At 54.5% G+C, this 26,899-nt stretch carries 19 protein-coding genes; 5 read left to right on the top strand and 14 right to left on the bottom strand.

All coding sequences use genetic code 11. From position 1 onward, the window contains the following. Window positions 1-49: 49 nt before the first annotated feature. On the top strand, window positions 50-880 hold the full coding sequence (locus NBE99_RS08515) for a glycosyltransferase family 2 protein (protein WP_250681668.1): 831 nt from the start codon (window positions 50-52) through the stop codon (window positions 878-880). On the opposite strand, the gene NBE99_RS08510 is transcribed toward NBE99_RS08515, so the two are convergent. Then, a complete protein-coding gene (locus tag NBE99_RS08510; RefSeq protein ID WP_250681667.1) occupies window positions 877-2,871 on the bottom strand; it encodes an elongation factor G in 1,995 nt (664 codons plus the stop codon). The two genes, NBE99_RS08515 and NBE99_RS08510, sit on opposite strands and share 4 nt — an antisense overlap. A 181-nt stretch (window positions 2,872-3,052) precedes the next feature. Between NBE99_RS08510 and NBE99_RS08505 the strand changes: the two genes are divergently transcribed. Next, window positions 3,053-4,105 (top strand): tetratricopeptide repeat protein, encoded by a 1,053-nt coding sequence (locus tag NBE99_RS08505; protein WP_250681666.1) that lies wholly within the window; start codon window positions 3,053-3,055, stop codon window positions 4,103-4,105. 8 nt (window positions 4,106-4,113) lie between these two features. On the opposite strand, the gene hmpF is transcribed toward NBE99_RS08505, so the two are convergent. From hmpF to NBE99_RS08470, 7 genes are all read right to left on the bottom strand, one after another. Continuing rightward, window positions 4,114-5,799 (bottom strand): pilus motility taxis protein HmpF, encoded by a 1,686-nt coding sequence (gene hmpF, locus NBE99_RS08500; protein WP_250681665.1) that lies wholly within the window; start codon window positions 5,797-5,799, stop codon window positions 4,114-4,116. Between the two features lie 266 nt (window positions 5,800-6,065). Continuing rightward, window positions 6,066-7,262, bottom strand: a complete 1,197-nt coding sequence (locus NBE99_RS08495) for a homocysteine biosynthesis protein (RefSeq protein ID WP_250681664.1) — start codon at window positions 7,260-7,262, stop codon at window positions 6,066-6,068. Window positions 7,263-7,267: 5 nt separating this feature from the next. Further along, window positions 7,268-8,068 (bottom strand): hypothetical protein, encoded by an 801-nt coding sequence (locus NBE99_RS08490; protein ID WP_250681663.1) that lies wholly within the window; start codon window positions 8,066-8,068, stop codon window positions 7,268-7,270. Between the two features lie 18 nt (window positions 8,069-8,086). Then, entirely contained in the window at window positions 8,087-8,830 is a 744-nt protein-coding gene (gene rpaB, locus NBE99_RS08485; RefSeq protein WP_250683711.1) for a response regulator transcription factor RpaB, read from the bottom strand. Between the two features lie 253 nt (window positions 8,831-9,083). After that, window positions 9,084-12,503, bottom strand: a complete 3,420-nt coding sequence (locus NBE99_RS08480) for a phycobilisome rod-core linker polypeptide (RefSeq protein ID WP_250681662.1) — start codon at window positions 12,501-12,503, stop codon at window positions 9,084-9,086. 222 nt (window positions 12,504-12,725) lie between these two features. Beyond that, window positions 12,726-13,712: a thiamine-phosphate kinase gene (gene thiL / locus NBE99_RS08475; RefSeq protein WP_250683710.1), complete on the bottom strand. Its 987-nt coding sequence runs from the start codon at window positions 13,710-13,712 to the stop codon at window positions 12,726-12,728. A gap of 2 nt (window positions 13,713-13,714) precedes the next feature. After that, window positions 13,715-14,224, bottom strand: coding sequence for a TIGR02652 family protein (locus tag NBE99_RS08470; RefSeq protein ID WP_250681661.1), 510 nt, complete (start codon window positions 14,222-14,224; stop codon window positions 13,715-13,717). A 178-nt stretch (window positions 14,225-14,402) separates the two neighbouring features. Between NBE99_RS08470 and thiO the strand changes: the two genes are divergently transcribed. Beyond that, window positions 14,403-15,509, top strand: a complete 1,107-nt coding sequence (gene thiO / locus NBE99_RS08465; RefSeq protein WP_250681660.1) for a glycine oxidase ThiO — start codon at window positions 14,403-14,405, stop codon at window positions 15,507-15,509. Here the strand turns inward: thiO and rpe are convergent. After that, a complete protein-coding gene (gene rpe, locus NBE99_RS08460; RefSeq protein ID WP_250681659.1) occupies window positions 15,506-16,201 on the bottom strand; it encodes a ribulose-phosphate 3-epimerase in 696 nt (231 codons plus the stop codon). The genes thiO and rpe overlap by 4 nt on opposite strands. Before the next feature lie 196 nt (window positions 16,202-16,397). On the opposite strand from rpe, the gene NBE99_RS08455 reads away from it, so the two are divergent. Next, window positions 16,398-17,081, top strand: a complete 684-nt coding sequence (locus NBE99_RS08455; RefSeq protein ID WP_250681658.1) for a hypothetical protein — start codon at window positions 16,398-16,400, stop codon at window positions 17,079-17,081. Between the two features lie 2 nt (window positions 17,082-17,083). Here the strand turns inward: NBE99_RS08455 and NBE99_RS08450 are convergent, their stop codons facing one another. The 5 genes from NBE99_RS08450 to NBE99_RS08430 all read right to left on the bottom strand — a co-directional run bounded on the left by NBE99_RS08450 (window position 17,084) and on the right by NBE99_RS08430 (window position 26,016). Next, a complete protein-coding gene (locus NBE99_RS08450) occupies window positions 17,084-17,716 on the bottom strand; it encodes a tRNA-(ms[2]io[6]A)-hydroxylase (RefSeq protein WP_250681657.1) in 633 nt (210 codons plus the stop codon). Next, a complete protein-coding gene (locus NBE99_RS08445) occupies window positions 17,673-18,164 on the bottom strand; it encodes a universal stress protein (RefSeq protein ID WP_250681656.1) in 492 nt (163 codons plus the stop codon). The genes NBE99_RS08450 and NBE99_RS08445 overlap by 44 nt, the downstream gene beginning before the upstream one ends. Before the next feature lie 84 nt (window positions 18,165-18,248). Continuing rightward, on the bottom strand, window positions 18,249-18,926 hold the full coding sequence (gene ubiE / locus NBE99_RS08440) for a bifunctional demethylmenaquinone methyltransferase/2-methoxy-6-polyprenyl-1,4-benzoquinol methylase UbiE (protein ID WP_250681655.1): 678 nt from the start codon (window positions 18,924-18,926) through the stop codon (window positions 18,249-18,251). A 3-nt stretch (window positions 18,927-18,929) separates the two neighbouring features. Further along, window positions 18,930-21,140: a cache domain-containing protein gene (locus NBE99_RS08435; RefSeq protein WP_250681654.1), complete on the bottom strand. Its 2,211-nt coding sequence runs from the start codon at window positions 21,138-21,140 to the stop codon at window positions 18,930-18,932. A gap of 166 nt (window positions 21,141-21,306) precedes the next feature. Beyond that, on the bottom strand, window positions 21,307-26,016 hold the full coding sequence (locus NBE99_RS08430; protein ID WP_250681653.1) for a translocation/assembly module TamB domain-containing protein: 4,710 nt from the start codon (window positions 26,014-26,016) through the stop codon (window positions 21,307-21,309). Window positions 26,017-26,179: 163 nt separating this feature from the next. Here NBE99_RS08430 and NBE99_RS08425 point away from each other — a divergent pair, with 163 nt between their 5' ends. After that, complete coding sequence (locus NBE99_RS08425) at window positions 26,180-26,899, top strand: SDR family oxidoreductase (RefSeq protein ID WP_250681652.1); 720 nt, start codon at window positions 26,180-26,182, stop codon at window positions 26,897-26,899.

Here is a 26,899-nt window from a genome sequence, read left to right as displayed (position 1 = left end):
AGAGCCGCTACTGCAGAGAAAATGAGGGCGAGTCAATGAGGGATTGAGTGTGGAACTTGCTGGCCTGCGTTCCTTCTCGATTGTGATGCCCGCTTACAATATCGTCGCGCAGCGGGGCGAAATGGTCTTTCGCGAAACCCTTGACAGCATCGCCGCCAGTTGTCGCTATCTCCAGCAGCACTTTCCCTATACCACCACGGGGGAATTGATCCTTGTGAGCGATGGTTCCACAGATAACACCTGCGATGTCGCGACCGAGAGATGGCCGAATGTGGTTCCCCTACAATTGGTGGGGCTGCCAACGAACACCGGTCTTGCCGCAGCGCGAAACATGGGGGTGCGTTTAGCCAAAGGAGAGGTGATCTTTTTCTGTGATGCCGATGATCTCTATCGCCCGGAGCATCTGTTTTTAGCTCTGTCGGTTTTGAATCAGCCGTTACCCGAACCTTACGCTCCGGCCTATTTTGGTGCGGTACGCACGGGGGTTTATTGTCGCGATCGCCTGCATCCCTACTGGCAGAGAACCCTCGAGCAAACGTTGGTGCTCAATTTGGCTGTGCGCCGCGAAGTCCATGAATTTATTGGCGGCTTTCCCGAAGATGCAGTGTTTCGCCAATTTCGCTATGGCGCTGAGGATGTAGCCTATGCCCACTGGCTGCACGCATTTTGTCACACTGCCCGCCTAGAGCAGCAGACGGTTGAGTATCGCCGCTTTCCCAATAGTTTCTTTGACCGCCAACTGAAAAAATTTCAAGCGGCTCCTGGCACCGTGGCCGATGACCTTGATGAGCGCGATCGCCAGCAGGAAGCGCAAATTCGCCAGATTATCACCACTCGGCTTCAGGCGTTACAGGCCAAGGCCGCTCAACTGGTCGCTTAGGCTTTTTTGTGGCGCTGGACAATGACTGTGGCCAGTTTTTCCGGCACCTCTTGCAGGTGGTCAAATTGCCAGTGGAAGCCACCGGTGCCCATCGTTAGCGAGCGCAATTCCACCACAAAGTCGTGCATTTCGGCTTGGGGCAAGTAGGCCTCAATTTGTTCCCAGCCCGGCCAGCCCTCCTTACTGCTGTAGCCCAAGACCTGACCCCGCCGCCCCGTCAAGGCCTGCATCACTTTAGCGGTAAAGGCTTGGGGCATCCACACCTGCACTGCCATGATGGGTTCTAGGAGTTGCGGTTCGCACTGGGGAATCCCTACTTGCATGGCGAGGCGGGCGGCTTGGCGAAAGGCTTGCTCGGAGCTATCCACAGAGTGGTAGGAGCCATTGGTGAGGGTCACCGCCACATCCACAATCGGAAACCCCAAGGGACCTTGGTTAAGGAATTCCCGCACTCCCTGCTCAACACCGGGGATATATTGCTTGGGCACGACACCACCGACAATCGTTTCGCTAAACCGAAAGCCACTCCCACGCGCTAGCGGCTCAATATCGAGATAGACATCGCCAAACTGGCCGTGTCCCCCGGTCTGATGTTTATAGCGACCATGGCTGTTTTTGGTGCCGCGGCGAATGGTTTCTTTGTAGGGCACTTGGGGTAAATGGGTTTGCATCGGCAGATTATATTTGCGGCGCAGGCGATCAAGGGCAATCTGCAAGTGAATGTCACCCTGTCCCCAGAGAATAATTTCATGGGTATCGCCATGCTGTTCCCAGCGCAACGCCGGGTCTTCCTCAAGGAGCTTTTGCAGTGCCCCCGTGAGCTTCACCTCATCACTGCGTTTACTGGGGGTAATCGCCAAAGCATAGACAGGTTCTAGTTGGGGCGCACAGGGCAAAGGCACCGCTTGACCACTGACACTCAGGGTCTCACCCGTAGGAATGCCCTCTAGCCGTGCCAATAGGACAATGTCACCCGCCGTGGCTTGACCCAAGGATTCGAGTTGCGTACCTTGGGCACGGTAGATGCCACCCACGCGCACGCCATTCAAGCTCATGCCATCAGTCAGTCTCCCCTGCCATACCCGCACAAGGGAGAGTTTGCCTCCTCCCTGAGGCAGATAGAAGGTCTTCAGCACTTGAGCAAGAGGTTCCTCACTGTTTATTTGCCGATGGGCAGCGGTTTCTGTGGCATCGGGGGCTTCGCGGTCGAGGGCCGCCAAGAGGGGACGTACGCCATAGTCTGTTTGGGCACTGCCAAAGAACACAGGGACAATTAAGTCGGCGCCCAGCTCCCAGCGCAGATCCGCCATGATTTCACTTTCTGGCGGCGCAATATCCTCTAAGAGTTCCTCTAGCAAGTGATCGTCATAGTTGGCCAGCGCTTCCAGTAGCTCCGCCCGCGCGGCCTGTTCAACGGCTTGTAATTCTGAAGGAAAGGGGACTAAATCCGCCGCTGCCCCCGCATGGTAGTGATAGGCCTGCTCGGTCACAAGGTCAATGTAGCCTACTAGCTCATCCCCCTGCCAAATGGGGTACTGGTGGGGTACAAGGGGACGACTGGAAACTTGGCGATAGGCGGCGAGGATCTCCATGTAGGGGTCATGGGCGCGCTCCATCTTGTTGACAAAGAGAATGTGGGGAATCTGCCAGTCATCCAAGAATTTGAACAGGGGTGTGAGTATAAAGGCGCGATCGCTGAGGGGTTCACAGACGACGATCGCCATGTCCACTCCCACAAGGGCATTTAGGGTTTCTTGGAGCAATTCCACCGAGCCGGGACAATCCAGAAGGGTCAGGGCTAGCTCCCCATACTGGGTATGCACCACATTGAGTTCCACCCCCATCTGGCGATCGCGAGCCTCAGGAGTGGTATCCAACAGACTACTGACCTTACCATTGGTCGCGTGGGTGAGGCGCAAAATACTTTCTGCGAGGGTCGTTTTGCCGCTGTTGTAGCTACCTACAAGGGCAATATTGCATCGTCTCGCCATCGGACACCTACCTTTTCATTTGCCATTCGGGTCAAAATTGTCCAGAATAGACCCTTAGTTTGCCTTACCTAGATCTCTTAACCCTTGGCGATCGCCCTTAGCGGAATTTGCAGTATCTCTTAAGAGACGTGTAAACAACCGTTAAGTTAAGATTAACGTTTGCGAGGAGGACTCACTTACCATGCGTTGCAATCCCCTTTTCTGGGCTAGTATTGCTAGTCTTAGCCTTTGGCTTGCACCGCCAGTACAGGCCAATACCCAAGTCAGCACCCTCATGCAGGAAGGGCGGCGACTCGTGGAAGCAGGGAACTATGCCCAAGCCTTGGCCATTTATCAGCAACTGCTCCAAAGCGAGAGTCGCAATCCTCGCGTGCATTCTGCCATTGGTTATCTCTATGCCCAGCAGGGACAATTTGCGGACGCCGCTCACGCCTATCAACGCGCCATTGAGCTAGATCAACAAAACGCAGACTTTTACTATGCCCTAGGCTACAGTCTGGGGATGATGGGGGAAAATCATGGTGCCGCTGCCGCCTACCGCCAAGCGATCCGCCTCAACAATCGCAACCCCCAAGCCTACGAAGGACTGGCTGTGATTCTTGCCCGTATTGGCGACCCCCAAGGAGCCATTCAAGCCTATCGCTCTGCCCTTAGTCTTGACCCTCGCAATTGGGCAGCTTACAAAGGGTTAGGGGTACTTCTCCTCCAGCAGCACAACATTCCTGACGCTCTCAGCAACCTCCAACAGGCAGCAGTCCTTGCCCCTAGCAATGCCTCCATTCAACTCAATTTGGGGATGGCACTTTTAGCTGCTGGAGACACCAGTAAAGGCTGGCAGACCCTTGATCGAGCGGCTAACCTTGGCCAGCGAGATGTGGATCTACTGCAACAGGTGGCAGAACTTGCCGTTGCGGCCAATCAACCCGAGCGCGCCATTCAAACCTATCGCCGCCTCATCACTTTGCAACCGGAACGGATAGCCACCTACTTCAGTTTGGGCGAGTTGTTAATGCAGCAGAACAATCCCCTCGAAGCGGTGGCAATTTATCGCCAAGCCACTCAGATCAACGCTAGGGATCCTGAGGCATTTTATCGCTTGGGGACAGCCTTGGCAGTCCAAGGCCAGCGATCGGAAGCTCGCAGTGCTTATCAAATGGCTCTGAAGCTCTACCGCGAGCAAAATAACCGCGCTGGCGAAACGAAAGTCCGAGAAGCCCTGAAGCAGCGCAATTAGCCGCGCCCTCAAGTCCCTTGGCCTAAATTCATCACCACCTGCTGCAACTCACTAATGAGGCTACTAGGGCGGCCATTAAGGATATTTTGGTTGAGTTCCTCTAGCCCTTGGCGCAAGCGATTGAGGCGATCTCGAACAGGCTGTAAAATTTCCCGCAACAGGGTTGCCTGTCCCCGTTTGGCAGCGAGCAAACGTTGCTCTTCAATGAGGGCGTGTTCCTGCTGAGTGAGCTGCTCTTTTTGCTGTTGTTGAATTTTGCGGCGTTCTTCAAGATCGTGGCGCAGACTTTCGAGATCGGTGTAGGCCTGTTGCAATTCTTCCGCGAGTTGATTGACGGCTACACTGTACTTCTGAAACTGGTGTTCGAGTTCACTGAGGATGGGAATGAGACTAATCCCCTGTTGGGAGGCAGGATCCTTGCGTGCCTCTAGCACTTGCTTATGGATTTTGTAGATGGCTTCTTTTTCACGGATATTTTGCCGCTGGCCTTCAAGAGCCTGATTGAGCAAATTGCAGCGCTGGCGTTCATCTTCTAGTTCTCCCGCCAGCTGTAGGCGATCAAAGTCACTGGCTTCTTTGACCTTTTGTTCCAGCTCTGCCAAGGACTCCAGCGCCATTCTTAGCTCTTCTTCTTGGTCATTGACAAAGTCGGAGGCTCGCTTGAGGTCATTGCCGCGGTTGGCCACTTCTTTTTCGAGTTCCTCCATGGGCATTTTCATCAGGGCATTCACATCCACTGCCTCTGTGAGGTCACTGACCATCGCTTGGCGCATTTGCTGAATCATGTCCTCCTGTTGCGCCAAGAGGTGGCGTTCTTTTTCCAGAACCGATTGTTTGTAGCGGCAGAGTTCCTCTTGGAGGGCGATCGCGCGACTGTCTTGCCAAAATTGTTCTTGAGCGGTGCGCCACGTCTCCTCTTTTGCATGGAAAGCTTGCAGTTGCTCCTCTAAGGCAGCTTGGCGTTGACTCACTTCCTGCTCTAGTTGCTCCAGTTGCTGCCAGTATTGGTTCAGCAAGGCCTGCTGCTCATCTAAAATCTGAACGCATGCCGTGATTTGCAGACGACCACCACTGTTGAGGCTATCGCCCAACTGCTGCAAAATCGAGTCCACTTGGCGAATTTGCTCTGGGGATAACCCGGCACTATGGCTGGATTTAAGTTGTTCCCAGCGCTGCTGCTCTTGATGGACTTGGTGGCGTAAATTTTCTAGGGCTTGGCGCTCTGTTTGAATCCGCTGTTCCTCTTCACTGAGTTCTTGGCGTAACTTATTGAGTTGTGCCAGTTGTTCCTCAGCTCCGGCCAGTTGCGCCTCTAGTTCTTGGAGTTCTTCTTTACGCTGCTCAAATTCCTGTTCCCGCTGGTTCAGAGCTTCTGCTTGATAGGAGAGGGACTGCTTCCAACCTTCAATTTCTTCCTCTTGACTTTGAAACCGCTCGCGCATCCGAGTGAAGCCATGCAAAATACCGGTCAGACGGCGCGAGGCTTCGTCCACGTTGTGAATTTGGCGGTTGGCGGCCATTTCCACAAAAACCAACACGCCATTGCCGTAGTCGCGGCTGTTGTCAAAGGGAATCGTCTCTTCGTTTTGGGGGACAGGGTGCCAGTAGCCCGATTGCTCACGCATGAGCAGTTTTAACTCGGATTTCGTCCCCATGAAACCCGTTTTTTTAATCACCTCGGCGAGATACTGCACAGCCCTTGACCTCTACCCTAATGCTGAGACTGACACACAATTAGAATATCTATCAACCGTAATAACACGCATGACGGATTTAAGTTAGTCCAAGATGCAATTCTGCGCTTTCAGGCAATCGCTTCCTAGATCCCTATTTCCTATTAAACACCCATCCGCAGGTGTTCAGCAGTGGTGTGAATCACTGGGTAGGGAACTGGAGCATTAGCAAGGCCAAGGTGGTCTAACCTTTTACAATTATAGCCAAAGCAGGGTTAGCCCCCGCCCTAATCATCACTGACAGCGGGCATCCAAGGTTGCTGCGGCACAAAGGTGCGATCGCGCGGCAGGGGGGCAATGGGTTCTGTCAGAGTAAAACGACCACTGTGGATCCAATCTTTGAGAACTTCGGCAATGCGCTGACTAAAGTGAAGACTCGTCAGGGGCGCGGTGCGCACAGTTTTGCCTTCAATTTTGATTTTGCCCGACTTGAGTTGTGCATAGTTGACCATGCCAAAGGTGGGACGCACGCGGCGGGGAATTGAAAAGTCAATAATCGGCGCCACCACGTCCTCATCGCGAATGGCACAGCGGGCAATGACCTCTTGATCCAACACCGGCAGCGGAACCCCCACCCCCAGCATCAGGGACGCTCCATAGTGCTTGAAATAGCAACCGCGCACCCAAAAGGGATCCATCTGCTTAGCATCACCAATCAGGGCAAGGGTGGCCGCTGGGCCAATGGGGGTGTCGTTGGCCAAACGTTTTTGTAAGGGAAAGTGTTGGGTGCCTTCCCAAGCCACATAACCAATGCCACCACCGAGGAAAATGCGCGTGCCAATCCCCACCAGTCGCAAGTAGGGATCATTCAATAGAGGTGAGAGAGCACCGCCACAGGCATAGACGGCATTCCCCAGTTGCGGTTGCAGCGGGCCAAGGTAGGTATAGAGGGGGCGATCGCCGCCATTCACACCCACAATAAAATTTTGATAGAGGTTGCGGGGGTTGTAGAGATAGAACTGATTGATCGTCTCTTTACTGATCATCGTTTCTAAACTGGCGCGGGGATAACAATCGGTGACATAGCCAATCGCACGTAGGGGAACTACTTTACCCGCAATCAAATCGGCAATGACATGGCCACCTCCCCGTTCCCGCAGACTATCGGCTTCGCCCCCTTCGGAATTGGGGTCAAGGGATTGGGCTGCTCCCAAGTACAGATCGACAGCGCCAAAACCACTGTAGGCGGGAATGCCATCGAGCCAGCACTGCCGCAGTTTAATCGGCGGATCAGTGGGTCCCAAGTTAATGATCGCCCCGGAGGACTCCATGGGTTCAAAGGTACCCGTTGTCACCACATCCACTTGGCGGGTTGCTTCAGCAATGCTCAGGCTTTCAAGGCGGGCTTTGAGTTCTGCCAATGTCCAAACCGTGGCCTTGCCCGCCGCAATCTTTTCATTAATTTCGGCAATCGTGCGTTCCACAGGCGTTACCGCAGATCCTCAGGATGGCGAATTTGCCAAGTGCCATCGGGGAGCCGTGAGACTTTGCCCCCAAGGCGTTCAATATTTTCAATCGCTGTTTGCCGCGAGCGATCGCTGACCGCATTCACCAGTGCCCAAATCCACGCATTGATCTGTGCCATCCGACTATCGGGATCCCGCCGTAGGGTTTGTGCCAACGAGCGATAATAGTCCGCTGCGGCGCGGACTTGTGAATCTGGATTCATTTCTGCCCAAGCCGCCGCGCGATCGTAGGACTCTGCTGCCGCTCGCCCCTTGCCCAAAAAGAGCAATTCATCCATCGCCCGAAACACCCATCCTAAGTAGGCCGTCCGTTGATAGGCGGGATTCATCGCCGCTAGACCCCGATCCATCAAGGCCACAGAGGTTTGCGGCTGTCCTGCATACACCGTAATTGCCGTCGAGAGATAGGGGTAGGTTGGGGCAAAGCGGGGGTCTTTAGCGATAATCACCTCAAAGAAAGCAGGGACATCGTCGTAGCCCGTGACTTGGCGAGCAGCGGAATCACCAAAAAACTGGAGAAATTGCAAAAACGCCCAATCGGCAACTAAATTGTCAAAACCAAAGGAAGGGAGATTTGCCAACAGCCGCATTTGAGTAATCGTTTGGGCATTCTGGCGCTCATATTCGGCATCGGTGAATTGTTCTGCCGTTTGAGCCTGTAACTGACGCAGGGCATCCTGCTGCATAAAGGCCACAATTGCCAAGGCCACAGCCGTCAGACCTAGCCCCACAACCTCTGACCAGCGCCAGCGTTGTTTATTCATGGCCCACCCTCAAGCCAGTTAGGGATTTTTGTTGCTTGCTTCTCCCGGTTCAGTAATCCGCTGAAAGAGATACCCTGTTCCCCGCGCTGTCAAAATTAATTCTGGATTACTGGGGTCTTCCTCTAGCTTAGCCCGCAAGCGGGAAATGTGGACATCCACCACCCGCGTATCCACATGGCGTTCTGGGGTGTAGCCCCACACCTGCTCGAGAATTTCTCCCCGTGAGAAAGGTTCCCCGGAGCGACCCACCAGCAATTCCAAGAGCATAAATTCCATGCCCGTGAGGCGGATGCGCTCATCCCCCTTATAGACTTGGCGCTTGTTGGTATCAATGCGGATATTGCCCACTTGAATCACCCCAGAGCTGGGAATACCGGAGGTGCTGGTTTTTTCAATCCGCCGCAGTACCGAGCGAATGCGGGCTTCCAACTCTTTGGGAGAAAAGGGCTTGACCACATAATCATCGGCGCCCAGTTCTAGCCCCGTAATGCGATCGGCGACATCGCCAAGGGCAGTGAGCATAATGATGGGGACATCGGATTCTTTGCGCAGTTCTTGACAGACGCCATAGCCGTCTAGTTTGGGCATCATCACATCAAGCACCACGAGATCTGGCTGTTCCTGCCGAAATGTGGTCAGGGCCTCCTCGCCATCGGCGGCAGTGACGACCGTATAGCCAATCATTGACAGCCGAGTTTCTAAAATTCGGCGAATACTCGCTTCATCATCAACAACGAGTATCTTTTCTTTGTGGCTCTCCAAAGTAACGGACACTCCTACTCAATGAGGACAGTAATGGATAGAAATTAAAATGTGAATTTTTTGTACTCTATCATTTTTTTACTGGCTATAGAAAGACTCCCAGCCCTGACTAGGAGAGGATTTGGCAGATTTTTCAGGATTGAAAATCTTTAAGATATTTTAACGTGGTCTGAGCAGCTCAAAAAAAAAGCGGACACTCCCCAAAGAGCATCCGCTAGGCGATGGATTCACAAGTGGTTAGTCGCAGCGTTTCCTAGTCGCGATGGCTTGGCTGAATCCCCACCAATGAGGGCGAGAGGCTCGACCAAGATTGCTTCACCAAGTCGGCATCGGCCTTGACACTGCCAATGTAGTTACCCGCCGGCAGGGTGGGGAAGCGTTTGTAGGGCACGACATCTTCGCCAAAGTAGCGGCTGTACTCAGGGCTATTCACCATCGTTTCCACAGCAGCCTTGAGGCCTTGATCCGCCAAGATTTTGTTGTATTGGCGAATTTCCGCTTGGGTGGCTGGGGCGCGACCGAGGAGGTGACGGAAGAGGAATTCAATCACCTTGGTGTTGGGATAGGGAGTGTAGAAGCGGTTGCGATAGATCTCCGAGCTGGCTAGGGTACGCACAAACTCGCGGACGGTAATTTCACCGTTGCGCAGGCGGCTCTCGAGATCAGGGCGCCGGAACTGGCTGGGCACTTGGCCACTGAAGACATCCATGACTTGGCAGTAGATGGCATTGATTACCAGTTCCACCTCAGCACTAGGCGCCCCCACGGTCATGCGGAAAATGCGAGCAGGACGGCGCCGGGTAGTACCGACCCCCACTTCCACCGATTGACCATCGCCATTGCGGAAGGAGCGTCCCAATTCGATAAAGCGGGGTTTGCTGGGATCTGCTTGACGCGCTTTGGCCCCTTGCTCGGCGATCGCCCGACTGAGGAGCGGCAGCTTTGTGTTATCGAGGCGGGGTTTCACTGGTGCGAAGCTGGGCACGACAATCGCATCACTTTGCTTCGTGAGTTGATTGTGCAATTTCTCAGTGTTGGGGAAGTTGGCCGCCGGCAAGGTGGGGAAGCGACGATAGGGCACCGTATCCTCACCAAAGGCTTCAGCGTATTCAGCACTACTGACAAGGGCTTGGACAAAGGCCTTTAAGCCTTGGGTGGCAAGAATTTGGTTGTAGCGCCGAATTTCCGCTTGATCAAGGGGCGCCCGACCCAAGAAATGCTTGGTGCCCAGTTCGATCACCTTGGTGTTGGGGTAGGGGATGTAGAACTCCTTCTGATAGAGTTCCGAGCAACCTAAGGCCTCGATGAACTCCTTAAGAGTAATCTCGCCGTTGCTGAGCTTCGATTCAAGGGCAGTAAATTCATCGCGGACAATGTAGGGCGCCACATCCCGCTCAAAGACCTGACGATAGGCCGCCTGAATCACCAGTTGCAGATTTTGCTTGTCGTTGAGATCCGTGAGCTTGAAGACCTTGATTTGGTCGCGGCGCTTGCTCACCCCTTGATTGGCACGGAACTGAATCGCTGGTTCGGTTCGCAGTTCGGTCACTGCCCCCAGTTCGACAAAGCGAGGCGTTTCTTCTTTTTCAGGGGGTACGCCAGTTTCACCAATCGTGCCGGTGCGGAGCGATCGCAGGGCTAGACCTTGGGGCGTAATGTAGCGCTCGTAGGGAACTGTGTCCTCGCCAAAGGCTTCGCTGTACTCTTGGCTGTCGATGATGGCATCCACCAAGCCATAGAGACCTTTTTTCGAGGCAATGTCGAAGTAGGCATTCATCTCTTGGCGACCATAGGTGGGACGACCCAAGAGGCGACGGTGAATATATTCAATCGCCTTCGTGACGTACAGCGGTGTCCAGTAGAGGCTGCGGAAGAGATTCGATTTGGCCAAAATCCGCACAAACTCACGGACAGAGATTTCACCATTTTCCAGTTTGATCTCGGCCACCTTTTGGCGCTGCCCTTCATAGACATCGCGGCCAAAGACTTGTAGATAAGCGGCACGAATCACCCGCTGGGTCGAACTTTCAGCAAATTTGACACTGTCGCCGCCCGTGGCAATCGAGCGTTTGCCAATGCGGGCATTGATGCTGGGAAGCTGATCCAGTTTGAAGACTTTTGGCCCTAGGCTGCCGGGGGCGACCCCACGCGCTGCGGGATTGCTGACCTGATTGTTGATCCCTGGGCCGCGCGTAATAAGAATGCGGCGGGTATCTTTGTTGAAGGGTTGGGGGCGAGCATTGGGATTTTTCTTCTCTTTCGGGAAGATGGCGCCAAACTGAATTTCCAAGGGATCGTTGCCGGCACCATAGGGGTGTTGATCCGGCAGCGGCTGATCCTGAGCGGCAAAGGTGGTGATGAATTGCGGGACTTTGCGGAAGGGAGCACTGTATTTGAAGAGATCCTGTTGAGCCCCCCAGTTGCGGCACTCTTGAGCCTCTTGACCCAGACCCCGCAGATAGGGCACCGTCTCTTCACCAAAGTAGTCGCTGTATTCCTTGGAATCCACTAAGGCATCCACCAAGGCAGGGAGACCCCCTTTGGAAATAATCGCAAAGTAGGTTTGCACTTCCTCGCGGCTAGAGGGCCCACGACCCAAAATATGGCGGAAGGCTAGTTCTAGGGCACGGCTGTTGATATAGGGTTCGTAGAAGTTTTTGCGGTAGAGGGGCGATTTGGCCAGTTGACGAATGAACTCCTTCATGGAGATGGAGCCATTTTTCACCTTGGATTCCAAGTCAGAGATGCCCAAGCCGTAGGCACGGGAGATGTCCCGCTCAAAAATTTGCCGATAGGCGGCTTTGACCACTTCGTTTTTCTCGGCAGCGGATAGCCCCGGCTTCATCACAAATTTGGGACGGCGTTCGGCGGCATTGAAGTAAATCTGGGGTAGTTGCAGGCCTTGAAGATCCGTGGAGTTGCGCTGCCGCACTTTATCGGAGGGGGCAGGGGCAATAAATTCGTTGATCAGAACTTCAAAGTAGGTTTCCACAATGCCCTTGGCTTCGGCGTCTTTTTCAAAGTAGCTGAGGGCGGCTCGCCGCATTTCTTGTAGGGCAGCAATGGTGGCATCAGTGGAGCAAGCAGCCTCAATGATTTCCCGCAAGCCGCGCGTATTCACCGCTAGAATGTTGGGGTCGCCAGCCACAATGGCATAGGTGGTATAGCGCAGGAACCAATCCAAGTCGCGCAGGGATTTTTCCATGCGGGCAGGGCCATAGCGGGCAATGTTGATCGGTTTGAAGCCCACGGGCGCACCACCACCAGAGGCACTAAAGACGGAGCGCAAGCCCTCTAGGAATCCACCACGGGTGTCCACATAGGTTGCGGTTCCCAGCTTCATGGCTTCTTTCATGTCAATGGCTTCGCCCCTTGCCCCAGTGGTGAATTGGGGGGCTTCTTCAGTTTGGGGACGAGAGAGGAAGGCCATGGGGGAACCACCGACAAAGATGCGGTTGGCAGCACGGGAAACAATGATGTCGGCGTTGCGGGTGAGGGTGGTGGCAATTTCAAGGCGTTTTGCCCCGGAGCGCAGATAAACAGCGAGTTCATCCAGTTCACCCCGATTCAGGAAGCGATCCTGCTGTTCGGCTTGAATAATCGTTGAAACGGGGACTGTTTGATAAAGTTGCGGGCGGGCAACCGAGCTTCCACCACTTGCTTTGACAACCATGGTTACTAAGAGGCTCCCTTTACTTTTAGTTAACGCGCTAACTTAGATTAGAACGATTCGGGGGTAGCTCGGCATTTTTTTAAGAAATGTATAAATTTATGGGGATTTGTCGGCGATCGCCCGCAAAATTGATGAATTTTTGTAATATTCCTTGACGCCTGTCCCCCCTATCGAAAGATTGCGAGCAGAGAGTAGCGACTTCTCTAGCTGTTGCACAGGCCACTAAAAGTGCTGAAAGAGTTGCTGGGGCTGCAAGGGTAGGGTTTTGCCCGCCTGCTGAAGCTGGACGGTGGTTTCAGGGACAATTTCTCCAACCATTGCCGCATTGTTCCCCGCTGCTGTACATACCTCGGTCGCTAGTTCGCGGGGGACACAGAGGACTAACTCAAAATCTTCACCCCCGTAGAGCGCCCATGTTAACGCCTGCTGCGGATCGAGATGGGACACCTTGGGAATTTGCTCTGCCCAAAGGACTGCACCGACCCCGCTTGCTTGACAAATTTGTAAGACAGCCGCCGCAAGGCCATCACTGCTATCCATGCCAGCAATCCGCGAGGGGGGGAGATGTTGGTGGAGCCATGGCACCAGATCCAATCGAGGTTGGGGGCGCTGATGGGCTTGGATCCATGCTTGCCGCAGTTCTTCGGGTACAGTGCTCGCCCATTGGGGATGCAGCAGGCACTCTAAACCGGCGCGGGAGGCGCCATGCAGACCAGTGACGACAATGACATCCCCCACTTTGGCGCGATCGCGATAAATAATCCGTTCCCTAGGCGCACTGCCCAAGACCGTGATGCTGAGACTGAGAACGCTAGAGCGACAGGTATCGCCACCGATAATACTAGTGCCATAGGCCTGAGCACAGGTAGCCATCCCTTGGTAAATGCCCTCAATGGTTGCCACAGGACAGTTGCGCGGTGCCGCGAGACCCACCGTTAACCCCAAGGGCAATGCCCCCATGGCCGCAAGGTCGGATAAATTGGCGGCCAGCGATCGCCAGCCCACATCCACCGGCGTCATTGTTACCGGGGTATCGGTCATCCCCAAACTAAAGTGCACCCCCTCCACCAGCACGTCGGTGCTCACAACGAGTTGTTCACCGGAGGGTAGCGACAGAACCGCTGCATCATCGCCAATCAATTCCCTGTGGCAATAGGGGCGCAGGCGGGCAATCAATTCCAGTTCGCCACAGTCGGCGAGGGTGAGCATCACTAGTCAAACATCCGAAAATAGGGGGGGCGAATGGGGGTGCCGGGTTCTTTTTCGAGATCAAAGTTAATCACATCCCAGCGCTCTTCTTGGCTAGCGGGAGGGCTAAACTCAACGGGCAAACCAAAGAGGCGCAGCATTTGCGGATCCGTGGGGCCTCGCCAAGGGGTACTGCGTTCGAGGTAGGCACAAAAGAGATCCCGATAGCGTTCGGCAATAATGACTTTGGTGGCACGGTAGCCTTGGGTGTAGAGGCGATCGAGGGCATCGTGGATTTCAAAGCGAATCCCGTCGGGGTGAGTGTGCTGGCGATACCATTCGCCGTCCCAGAGGCGCCAAATGCGACCGGATTGCAGGTGCATTAATTCTCCAGTTTTGGCATTTGCTTCAAAAGGACCGTGGCGCGGGCACAGGTACGTATCGGTGAGGGTCAGGGCGGGAATGACTTGCCGACAGTGGGGACAACGAATTTCAGGACCAAAGATCGGGTAGTGAGAGCCGGATGAGATCATGGACAGTTACCACACAGCGGCAGCAAATCCACCGCGATCGCCCTTATTATAACGAGTGGACTTCAGGAGGGGAAAACAAGGAGGCTCACCCCCCCTCACTTGCGTGGTTTGGGCTACCCTTAAGGGGTGGCAAGTGCCAAGATAGGAAAACACATGCATTGGGATTGAGCAGTCAAGCATGATCCTTGGGGATGAACAGCGAGACATTTTGATTATTGGTGGCGGCACCATGGGGCTGGCGATCGCCATCGAACTGGCATTGCGGGGGGCACGACCTACGGTTCTCAGCCGCCAGTTTCGGGAAGCAGCACTCCATGCGGCAGCGGGAATGTTAGCCCCCCAAGCAGAAGGCTTGCCGGCAGGCGCCATGTGGAATTTGTGTACGGCGAGCCGCAATCTCTACCCGACGTGGATTGATAAGCTTGAGCAACTGACGGGCATGGATGCGGGCTACTGGCCCTGTGGCATTTTGGCGCCGGTAACCGATGAGCGGCAGCGCGATCGCGCCCACCCCATGGAACCTGACAGTCGCTGGCTTGACGCTCCAGAATTAGCGAATTACCAGCCGGGCTTTGCTGACACTGTGCTAGGCGCTTGGTGGTTTCCCCAGGATGGTCAGGTGAATACCCGCAACTTGGCCAAGGTGTTGGTGAGCGCCGCTCGTATTCTTGGCGTCGAGGTCATTGAGGGGGTTACGGTTCAGCGGTTTCAGTACAGTCCCCAAGGGCAAATTACTGCCCTAGAGAGCGATCGCGGGCGTTGGTCAGCCGGCATCTACATTCTGGCGACCGGCGCTTGGACCCAAAGTTTGCTGCCCCTACCCATCACCCCACGCAAAGGCCAAATGCTGGCGCTTAAGCCGCCGGGGCAATCCCTGCTCAACCATGTGATCTTTGGCGATCAGCTCTATCTCGTGCCGCGCCGCTCTGGCAAAGTGGTGGTGGGTGCCACCAGTGAAAACGTGGGCTTCCAAGGGGGAACAACCGTTGCCGGACTCCAAGGGCTGCTGAACCGAGCCACGGCAATTGTTCCTGAACTGGCGAGCTATGAGGTGATTGATACCTGGTGGGGTTACCGTCCAGCCACCCCCGATGACTTACCCATTTTGGGTCAAGGGCCAGCGGCCAACCTTTACTTGGCAACAGGACACTACCGCAATGGCATTTTGCTTGCCCCAATTACAGCGAAGCTCATGGCCAACTTGATCCTGCATCAGACGGGCGATCGCCACCTCAAAGCCTTTTCGTGGCAGCGATTCAATGTTCCCGCGGCAGTCAGTGTCTAGGCGGTTACCAACTCAGGACTAGGGCGTTTGCTATGGCGGATGCCAGCGATCGCGGCAGCGTAATCCGGTGCCTTAAAGACGGCTGAACCCGCCACAATGGCATTGGCACCCGCTTCAAGGACTTGCCACGTATTGTCCACCTTGAGACCGCCATCCACTTCAATCCATGGGTCTAGGCCGCGCTCTTCGCACAGTTGCCGTAGGCGCCGAATTTTCGGTAGTACTGCTGGAATAAACTTCTGGCCACCAAAGCCGGGGTTGACACTCATAATCAAGACGAGGTCACAAACATCGAGGACGTACTCAATGAGTTCAAGAGGGCTAGAGGGATTAAGCACCACCCCTGCCTGTTTGCCCAGTTCGCGGATTTGACAGAGGGTGCGATGCAGGTGGGGGGAAGCATTGTGTTCCGCATGGACAGAGATAATATCCGCCCCCGCTTTGGCAAAATCCGCCACGTATTTTTCTGGCTCGACAATCATTAAGTGCACATCGAGGGGCTTTTGGGTCAAGGGGCGAATCGCCTCAACAATCAATGGCCCAATCGTGATATTGGGAACAAAACGACCATCCATGACATCCACATGGATCCAGTCGGCTCCCGCCCGATCCACCGCTTGGATCTCTTCACCCAAGCGACTGAAGTCCGCAGAGAGAATAGAGGGAGCAATCACGACGGGCTTAGCACTCATGACCGATTGATTCCGTAAATAACGTTACAGTTGTTCTTCAGTGTACCGAGCGATCGCTCCCACAGCAACTCTCTGCCGCCAAGACCACTTTGGCAACTGCCTATGCATAGCCACTGAAAGCCAACGGTACATTTTATAGTAGGCAAGAAAGAAGACGTCTGCACCACCAGACCATCATCCAAGGGTGAGACACCAAATGTTGAAACAGCGCGCCACACTCATCACCATTGCAACTGGGTTGCTGACCGCAGCAATGAGCGGCTGTGGCCTCATCGTGAGTGAAACAGAAGTCACTGAGCAACCGGTTGCTCCCCCCACAGCAGCCCCCCCAACCCCTGAACCGACAGAACCCACTGCCGCTGGATCGGCGGTTGCTGCCTTAACGCCGCCCACAAATCCGAAAACCTACATTGAGGGACTCTCAAATATTGGCCGATCTAATCCCTTCGCGCCGATTCGCCTGCCCAATATGGGTAGCATCAATGGGGGCAGTGGAGGGACTGGCGGTATGGACAATGGTGCTGGGGGGAATGGTGCTCCCGGTTCTGCCGGCACCGCCGGCAATGGTGCAGGCACTGCCTCTACTGCTAGCCGACCGACACCCCCCCCGCCACCGCCCCCACCGGTTGATGCCCAAGCTGTGAAAGTTTTTGGTGTGGCTGCGGTGGATGGTCGCCTTCAAGCCATTATTCGCTCACCCAAGGAGAATGTCACGCGCACGGTGCAGGTGGGGGATACGATCGCCGGCAATGTAATTGTGCGTGCTATTGATGCCTACGACACGACACCCGCAGTCATTTTGGAGCAATTTGGCCAAACGGTGCGCCTTACAGTTGGTCAGCCCACCACCGCTCAAGGGGCAACACCACCAGCGATCTAGGGCTAACTGTGAATCCGGGGCAAGGGGTAGGGCGTACTGAGAATCTCACTCTCAAGAGTAGCTAGCTTCCGCAGACGGTTTTCAACCGCCTCTTGACCAAAGAACTCATAGGCCAAGTACCAATAGGTGCCATAGTGACGTGCCTCAGAAGTGACGAGGCTGGCAAAGAATTCCGCCAGTTCCCGATCTGGGCAATGCTGAGCCAACAGTTGTAATCGCTCGTGGCTGCGAGCTTCAATCAACGCGCAAACCAATAGGGTATCTAGGAAGCGATCAGGTTCCTGCGGGCGGACAGCCGCATTCAGCCGAGAGGCATAGGGGGGCGCACTCAGAGGCGCAAGGGCAATGTGGCGGCGTTCGAGTTGTTGATTGACTTGGCGGAAATGCTCCAGTTCTTCTTGGGCAATATCAGTGAGGGCGTCTACCAACCGCTTGTGGGAAGGATAGCGAAACATCAAGTTAATGGCGACACTCGCAGCTTTGCGCTCACAGTGGGAGTGATCGAGCAAAATGGTATCCAAGTGAGCGATCGCCTGCATCACCCACTCGGGACGGGTAGGTTGTACAAGACACTTAATGCGAACGGGAGTCTCAATCACGGCGACGCTGAACGGTGAGCACAGAACAGTGGGCATTGTGGAGCACATAGTTGCTGACACTGCCAAGGAAAAACTCGCTCAACCCCTTGAGACCTCGCCGCCCCAGCACAATCAAATCACTTTCCCAATCTTTGGCCAGATCACAGATAGCACGACCCGCATCCCCTAGGGCTTGGGTAAATTCTGTGGGTACCCCCTTTTCAATGGCAATTTGGGTGAGGTTGCGCAGCATATCCAAGCCTTTTTGCTCAAAGTTTTCCCACTGCTCGGCATAGGCGCGCATCACTTCCTCATGAAGTCCCACATATACCCCAGAGGCCAAGGGGGTGGTAAAGATGGGGTCGGGATAGGATTCATTGGTGGGTGAAAGCACATGAATCAGCATCATCTGGGCTTGGTAGTGCTGTGCCAAGTCCAGCGCCGTTTGAAAGACCTGTTCTCCCAGTTCACTGTCGTCAACTGCAACGAGAATTTTTTTATACATACTGCCCTCCAAACGCCCTGCGGTTCGCCTATCTATAGCTTAGAGGATTGCCAAAGGAGTGAAGCCTAATATTTGTAACGTAGATTACTTTTGCGCAACAGTAATCGCCATCAGCCCGCCTAGGAGGGGATAGTGCTTCACGCTCTGAAAACCCGCTTTTTGAATTAGAGCACAGAGAGCCGGTGGGCTGGGAAAAGCCTGAATGCTCAGCCACAAATAGTCATACTCTGCGGCCAAGCCATACTGACGAGCAGTAGGCACTACCCACTGTTGCAAATACCATTGCTGAAATTGCTGGAGTGCGGGGGCTTGAGGATGGCTAAAGTCGAGAATGGCCGCCCGCCCACCGGGAACCAACAGCCGAAACATTTCCCTGAGGGCTTGGGGAATATCTGCCACATTGCGTAGCCCGTAGCCGATCGTGATGCCCTGAAATGTTTGATCCCGAAAGGGTACTGCTAAGGCATCTCCTTGGAGCCATTCAATTTGGGGGTAATGCTCACTGCGTTGGCGGGCGATCGCCAGCGGTGCCACCGCAAAGTCCAGCCCCATCACCTGCCCCTGCCGCCCCACCCGACGGGCGAGCAGACGACTCAAATCCCCTGTGCCACAGCAGAGATCTAGCGCCCTTGCCCCTTGGGGGAGGTCTAGCCAGTCCACGGCCATCTGTTTCCAGACATGGTGAAGGCCAAAGCTGAGTTGATCATTGAGGCGATCGTAGAGGGGGGCAATGCGCTCAAACAGAGCTTGGATATCGGTCATGGTTTAGCTTTTGGAATGGCGACGCTGACGCAAATAGTTCGCCTCACGGCGCAACTGCTGAAAGTACTCCGTTTCGGTAATTTCTGCCACCTGCTGCCGCCGTTTTTCGTGATCAATTTCTACCCTTAGCTCTTCAATTTGCTGCTGCATTGCTTGCTCACGCTGTTTACGCTCGGTAATGTCCTGCACTAATCCTTCATAGTAGGAAATCTTGCCGTCGGTATCCAAGACCGCTCGCATATCCAACTCAATCCAAATGATCTGGCGATCGCGCCGATAGGCCTTGAATTCAAAATGCCCCGTTGCTGCTCCAGTCGCAAAATGATTCAGAATCTGATCACGGGTGCTGGGTTCCACATAGATTTGGTCGCGAATACTGGTGACAGTCTCCACCATTTCCTCAGGAGAGTCAAAGCCAAAAATTCTGGCCATGGCGGCATTGACCCGAATAAAGCGATTTTCCGTTGACGCCTGAAAAATCCCCTCAAGGGCATTCTCAAAAATACTGCGGTAGTTTTCCTCGGCAATGCGCAGCGCTTCCTCAGCGCGAATGCGATCGCTAATATCAATGCCCACCGCCACCGTATGGGTACCCTGCATATACTTTTGCAAAGCCACGAGGTAAAACACGGTTTGACCATTGCGCTTAACGGAGATCACCCGTGAGGCAAATTGATCTGGAGAATCCACAAACTCCTGCATAAAGGCTGCCAGCTCCTCATCCTCACGCAAAAAGCCCAAGGGACGCCCAATAAAGGCCTCTGGCGGCAAATTCAAGGTTTCTGCCAACTTGCGATTCACCCCTTTATAGATGCCCTCGGCATTAATCCAAGAAATCGTGCCGGGAACAGCATTAAGTACCGCCTCAAACTGTTCATTGGCCTCAATCAGTTCATCACGAATCTGCTCAAGGGAACGGTTTTTTTGGGCTAACTCCTCAAAGGAAATGCGCAACTGGCGCATCATGGCATTAAAAGAATTCGCCAGTTCCCCCACCTCATCAAGGGAGTGCACCTGCACCAGTGTCGTCAAATCTCCTGCCTGCACGCGACGGGTAGAAGTTGCCAAGGATTGAATGGGCTTGGCAATGGCATTCGCCGTGAGATAGGCCCAACCGCTCGCCAAGGCCAGCGCCCCAAGGGTAATCGCAAAAGCCACCAACCGTTTCTGGGTGGCCATGGTATCAATCCACGCTTGGGACTTCCCCACAAAGACAATACCAATGGGCGGTGGATGCGGCAGATCGAGCTGCTGGCGAAAGTCCTGCAATGGACTGTAGATAGTTAGGTAGGAGGAACCCACAATGTCAGTTGTGCCGACAAATGTTTTGCCCTGATTGAGCACTTGAGTGGCCACTTCACGAGCGACGCGGGTACCAAGGGCGCGAGTCCGACCATCGGTGTAAGGGACATTGGTGGCAATCCGCAAATCTTGGGCAAAAATTGTTGCTACGGTATCTACTGTGGACCATGCAGTGGTGGCATCCACAAGATCCGGCATATTGTTGAGCAAAATGCCCGTCAGAATTAGCCCCTGAAATTGGTTGTTTTCATAGAGGGGCTTTGCGGCAAAGGCCAGTAAGCCAATATTGCCGTCCCCGATGGGGTAGGTACCCGCAGGGGCTGGCCGCTGCTTGGGGGATACAGTTGCGATGGGTTGAGGACGCAACGTAATCTTGGCCTGCTGGGCTAAACCCAGTTCTTGTAATTGTTCACGATTGAGGAGCACCAGACCGCTAATCATCTGCTGGCGATCGCGAGCCACTTGAAACATCGGTAAGTTAGCAATACTGCTGGCTTGATGCGGGCTGAGACGATAGTAGGAATGGGTTTCGGGGGTCAAGTCAAGGAGTGCCTCTCCCGTTTTGGCCAAGACCATTGTTTGCTGTGCCAGTACCTTACCCCTCGCATCGGTCACCAGCATCAGGTTCATAGGGCGTTCCGTCGTATCCACTTCCGCAAGAATGGCTTGGATAGCAGCGGGCTTCAAGACACCAACGAGGGATCCACCCACATGCCGCGCATACATCCCACTGGCAATTAAGAGGGCTTGGATGCGAGACTCATAGGCCAAATTGTCGATTTCCCACTGCAAATCCTCCAAACTAGAGCGCAGTTGCTGATCAAGCTGATGCTCAAAACTGCGATGGCTGACTTGAATCAGGGCTTCAGTAATAATCAGGGCTGGAAAGAGCGCCGCAAGAGCCAAGGCCAAGGTAAATTTCCAACGCAGACTTAACCGCTGCCATGAAATCGAGCATCGTTGAGATAAGGCTCTAGCGGAATTTTTCATCAGGATTGATACCAAGGCTACTGCAACTGCCGCAATTGTCACCTTCCAAGCTTGAGCGTTGCTGGCAGTACACTGATCTTAGACGACCTTAAAAACGGTAACGGAACTCAAGAAAGCCTGTGCCCTGACCAGTGGTGCTCACCTGTCCACCAAGGCGAATCTGCTTTGTCACCTGAAATCCAAGGTTAAACCGCGTCGGATCATTGGGGGCGGTGAGCAACTGCAAGAGGGAAACGGAGGTAAAACTGTTCACTTGAAAACCCAGTTCAGCCCCCACGGCAAGGGTTGGGGCTTGGCTTTGGGCTTGGCGATCGGGGGGCACCACCGCTGGAAAAATCCGAAAGGAAGTGCGGTTACCCGTGGCCTGATCAATCAATGCCTGTAGGTTATTAAAAAGCGCAGATCCGGCAAGACTGGCCACCGCCGCTTCTCCCCCCACTTGGTTGAGATCCGCAATTGAACCACCGCCCATCAAGGCAAGGAGTTCAGTCGTGCTGCGCGAAGGGGTACTGGATAGCTCAAGCACCGCAGGTAAATTGGTTTGGAACTGACTGGCACGACCATTAATGCGGGCAGTAATGCGAACGGTATTCAGCGTCCCTAAACTGGTGGCCGTTACGGAACCCACATCGGAGAGTCGCGTCACGGTGCCGGGGGTATAAACTTCAGTAGCAGTGGCAGCAAGGGTGAGGTTAAGTTCGGGATCCAAGCCATTGGCGGGGGTAAAGAGCACATAGTTATCCGCTCGCCGCTGGAGCAAAAAGAGGGTGGTGAACAGATTCAGTTGCCCGCCCGTGAGGCGAATTTTACCGGCGGGCTGGAGACTATCGAGACCCCCATTGAGGGTTAAGCTGCCAGTGGCCGTTAGGTTGAGAACGGGCGATCGCGTCACCCGCAAGGAATCTGAGATATTAATTGCCAAGTTATCAAAAGCTAGGGGTTCAAAGGGACTGTCAGCAGGCGTGGCTAACCCATTGCCATTGGCAACACCATTGATGGCGCCTAAATCCAACCGGCCTTCGCTGAGGTGGACACTGCCCCCCAGATCAGGACTCAGAAGTGTATCCGTAATCACGAGTGTGCCATCTACTGTACCGCGATAGATATTGCCGGCATTGACTTGCAGCCGTCTCAAGGAAGCAGTGAGGGGTGTGGCTCGATCAGGATCATCTGAGGAAAGGGGGGTGTGAATCGGCAAAACGCCTGCCATCGTAATTTGCCCTTGGCTAAAGAGACCTTGAATCCCATCCACCCGCAGGCGATCGCGATCGAAGCGCACCCGCGCACTGAGATTGGTCACCGGTTCCTCAAAGGCGGGAGTTTTAATAACCGCATCATCCACACTGAGGACGCCATTCACAATGGGGTCTTCCCATGTGCCCCGCAGTTGGGCTTGGAAAAGCCCCTTTCCTTGTTGCCATTGCACCTGATTGGTCAAGAGGTTGATCAACGACAATCCTTCATCCTTGAGGCTGACATCTAGGGCTAACTGCGGATCCACCACTGGTCGCGGGTCAAGGGGATAGATCAAGGGAACCGAACCCGTCACCATTAGCGGTTCTGGCGTATCCAAGCGGGCGATCGCCTGAAGGGCAAGACGATTTTGGGCATAGCGGAACGTGACATTCGCTGCCTCCAAGGGGCGTTGATTCAACCGACCCTCCGCAAGAGTAGCCTCACCGGCAAGAATGGGCTGCTGCCATGAACCCGTCAACACGGCTTGGGCATTCACCTTACCGCCAACATCCACCCCAGGGGGCAAGAGACTGGCAACCAAACTGATGGGAAACTGCTCTAGTCGCAGTTGGGCATTTTGCTGGTTACCGCCAACAATCCCATTCAAGTTGAGTTGACCCCCCTTGGCAAGGACATTGAGGCTCGTCAGTAGGAGTTGATTTTGGGCAAAGCGCCCCCGACTGAGGAATTGATCAATTTGGTAACTCCCCCACTGCCAATTAGCTCCCTTGAGATTAAAACTAGCCACCAGACCTGACTGGGGGGTTTGACTGAAAGTAATTTGGCCATTAAAGGTACCCTGAAGTTGCTCAAGGGAGGGCAGCAATTCGGGTTGGCGTACCAACGCTGCTTGGGTTTGCAGCATTTCAATTTCGGCAAGGCGGCGAATTTGGGTGAGCAGGGACGCTTGAGTCCCTTCACCGGCTCTAGGGGTTCCTAGATCTGCAGCTGTCCCGCGAGCCATTGGTTGACCTATCCCAAGGACAGTGGCTAACTCAGTCAGATCGGCGAGATTCCCTTGTTCAATCGTTAACTGTGCTCCCAAGCGCTGGGGTTGCAGGTCAGCACTGAACTGATAGCGACTTTCTCCTTTTTGAAAAAGACCCGATTGAATCGTCAGGCGATCGCGACTGAGGCTAAATTGCGCTTGCAGGCGATCGCCCCGCCAAGCTCCTAATCCCGGTCGTTCCACAGTAAAACTGCCCTGCCCCCTTGTCCAATTTTGCAGCCGCAGATTGCCAGAGGCGACTCCTGCGAGAATCACATCCTTAGGGAGTTCAGGAGACCGTAACCGCAGAGATTCCACGGGAAATTCTTGGAGACGCAGATCAAAGTTCTCCCCTTGGCGTTGGCCGACTAGTTGTGCCCGTTGCCGTTGGATTAGCAGCGACTGGGGTAAACCATCAGCATCAAGGCGCAGCGCCAAGCGATCGCTCCCCCCCTGTAAATTGAGGGTTGCCCCCTGTTGTTGGCTCAAAATGACGGTGCCCGTGAGTTGAGGGGCAAAACGCAAATCATTCACCGCCAATCCTTGGGTGAGCAGTGCCCCCTGAAACTGGAGCCTATCGAGGCGGCCTGTGAGTTGGCCTTGAAAGGACGTGGTACCTGCAAGGGTGAGGGGAACGGGGAGATTCGGTTCCAAGAGGGTGCTTAAGGTACTCAGGGAGAGATTTCTGGCTTGGATGCCCAATTGAATCTCAGTGGGTTGCAAAGCCGCTAAATCAACGCCAATGGTTCCTTGGGCGCGAATCGCACCGAGGGTGGCCTCTTGGACTTGCAATTGCTGGCCATCCCAGTTCACAGCCGCAATCAGCGGCTCACCCGTGGCGGTTTGATCCACTTGAAGATGGGCACTGGCTCGAATTGCTGGCAGCGTCAGTTGATCCACCCGTCCTTGGGCGATCGCCTGCCCACTGAGGCGACCTTGTAAATCTTGATTTAACTGTCGTAGGGGGATATTCTCGGCCTGAGCCTGTAACTGCCACTGACCGGCGGCGGCTTGCACTTGACCCCGTAGACTCCCCCCTAGAAACTGCATTTGAAACTCAGGAACGAGCAGTTGGGTTTGGGTCAGGCGGGCGGTGCCCCGCAGTGGATATTGAGCCGTCGGCAGTTGAAAGGCCGCATTGGCCTGCCAAGCCTCTGGGGTACGCAGATTGCCGCCAAAGTCCAGTTGCGCAAACCCCTCCCCTAGGGACACGGGCGGAGCCACATCATAGCGGCGGGCGATCGCCTGAAGATTCACCTGCTGCACTTGTGCTTGGCCGCGAAACTCCCCCGTGGGCTGTACCCCTACCGTTGCCTGTACCTCCCCCCCATCCACCAACTGGGCGCCGACATCCATCAGCCTAACCCCTTGCTCAAGGGACGCTATAAACGGTAGCCGTACCTGTTGCAGTTGCAGTTGATCCACTTGGAGGGGCGTTTGACTGCGCAGTTCACCCCTGATCTGGGGATTCTCCAAATCCCCCTGCAAGCGAAGGGTGGGAACTTCGACTTGACCCCGAAGGGGAACTGGTGGTGTAATCTGCAAGGCCGTTAAGGTGGGGGCGAGATCAAACCTCGGCACTTGCGCTTCAATGTTCCAGCCGCTTTGGAGACCGACGGTGCCTTGAGCTTGCCAGCGGACATTGGCGATCGCCCCGCGCAAATAGTGCAGCTTCGCCTGATTGCCCTGCAATTGCACATGGGCTTGGAGGCCCTTGAGGTCTTGGGGCACAAAGGCCGTGCGTAAAGTACCATCCCGCAACCAAATTTGACCCGTGACTTCGGGGGTTTCTGGTAAGGGCAGACGAACCCGCACCTGTCCCTCCAGTTGGCCGCCTTGGACACGAATTGTCTCTGGCAGAATCTCATTCCCCAGCGCAAAGGGAATCTTGCTGAAGCGCAAATCCAGTTGCCCCCTTTCTTGGGGTTGGTTCCAGTCCCCCTGCAATCGCCATTGGCCACCCCCGGCCAGTTGTCCTTCCGCTTGACCTTTGAGGGCAAAATTCTGGCGATCGGGCGTCAGTGTCAATCCGCCATGAATTTGGCGCAGTAGGTAGGCAGAACGCTCAAACGGTTGAATCAGTACCGAGCCATCCCGCACCTTCACCCTTACTTGATTCAGTTGAAAAAAGGTTGGCTCCTCCTTTGGCAGCTGAAATTTTGTGCGCCACCACTGCCCTTGGGCATCCTGAACCACAGTGAGTTGGGGCTGATCTAGGGTAATGTCAATATCCAGCTTTTGACCCGTGAGCAGTTGCCATGGCTGAAACGCCACCTCAATGCCGTTGATGAGGGCATTGTCCAATTCGCGGGTACCGTCTGTTCCTGTGTAGCTGGGAATCGCTGAGGGGCCAAAACGCACAAAATTTAGCCCTACCTGCTGTACGTTGCCAATCTCAACTGGACGGTTGAGGTGCTGTTGCAGTTGCTGAGCAATTTCAGGAGCTAGTTCATAGCACACAAACCACCACGCCCGTGTTCCACTCGCGATCGCCCCTAGCGCCACCAAGCCAATAATTCTCCATCCCCACTGACGAGACCAAAGGGTAGAGGGGGGTTGTGGTTGCTGCGTCATTGATGCCAACTCCGTCACACCTAGGCCAGAAGACCAACGGCTCAATCCTAATACGCAAAACACAGGGTCGCCTTTCTAAATTGGATCGCCGCCGCCACCGCCAAGTTCTCACGGAGGCAAGAAACGCTAGGATCAAAGGGTAAACGTAAAGAAATGTAACAAAATGAGTGCCTTAACGAATCGTGTGGTGTTGGTGGTGGGTGCTACCGGTGGTATTGGTCAAGCAGTTGTCGAAGAACTCAAGGAAACCGGCGCCAAATTGGTCTTGGCGGCCCGTTCTGGCGATCGCCTGCAAGCCTTAGCGGATCGTCTTCCCCCCGCCGTCACCGTCCAAGTTCAGCCCTGTGACATCACCCAACCTGAGCAAGTGAGCGCCTTGATGGAGGCCATCCGCAGCCAACAGGGACGACTCGATGTGCTCATTAATGCCGCTGGCGCTGGACTCCTGAAGCCCTACCAAAAGATTACGGCTGCTGAACTGGATCAGATGTTAGATCTGAACCTCAAGGGCTGCTTTTACACCAGCCAGCAGGCGGCCGAACTCATGAAAGAACAGCAGCAGGGTCATATCTGCACCGTTGTCGGCATTCTGGGCAAACATTCAATGACCATGGGATCTGCCTACTGTGCCGCTAAATTTGGCGCGGTGGGCTTTAGCAAATGTATGGCCGAAGAACTCAAGCGCTACGGCATTCGCTTTAGTCTTTTCTACTTTGGCGGTGTGGATACTCCCTTTTGGGATGCCGTCAGTCTGAAAGTTGATCGCCAGAAACTCCTGCGACCCGCCACCGTTGCTCGTCTCATTCGCGCTACCTTGGAAACAGATCCCCATGCCGTGCCCCTTGAGCTGAGCTTGATGCCCGATAGCCACATTTTCTTCTAA

The organism is Thermosynechococcus sp. HN-54 (assembly GCF_023650955.1).
Lineage (GTDB): Bacteria > Cyanobacteriota > Cyanobacteriia > Thermosynechococcales > Thermosynechococcaceae > Thermosynechococcus.
Note: the sequence above shows the minus strand (reverse complement) of the source record. Positions and strands in the feature narration are given on the sequence as shown.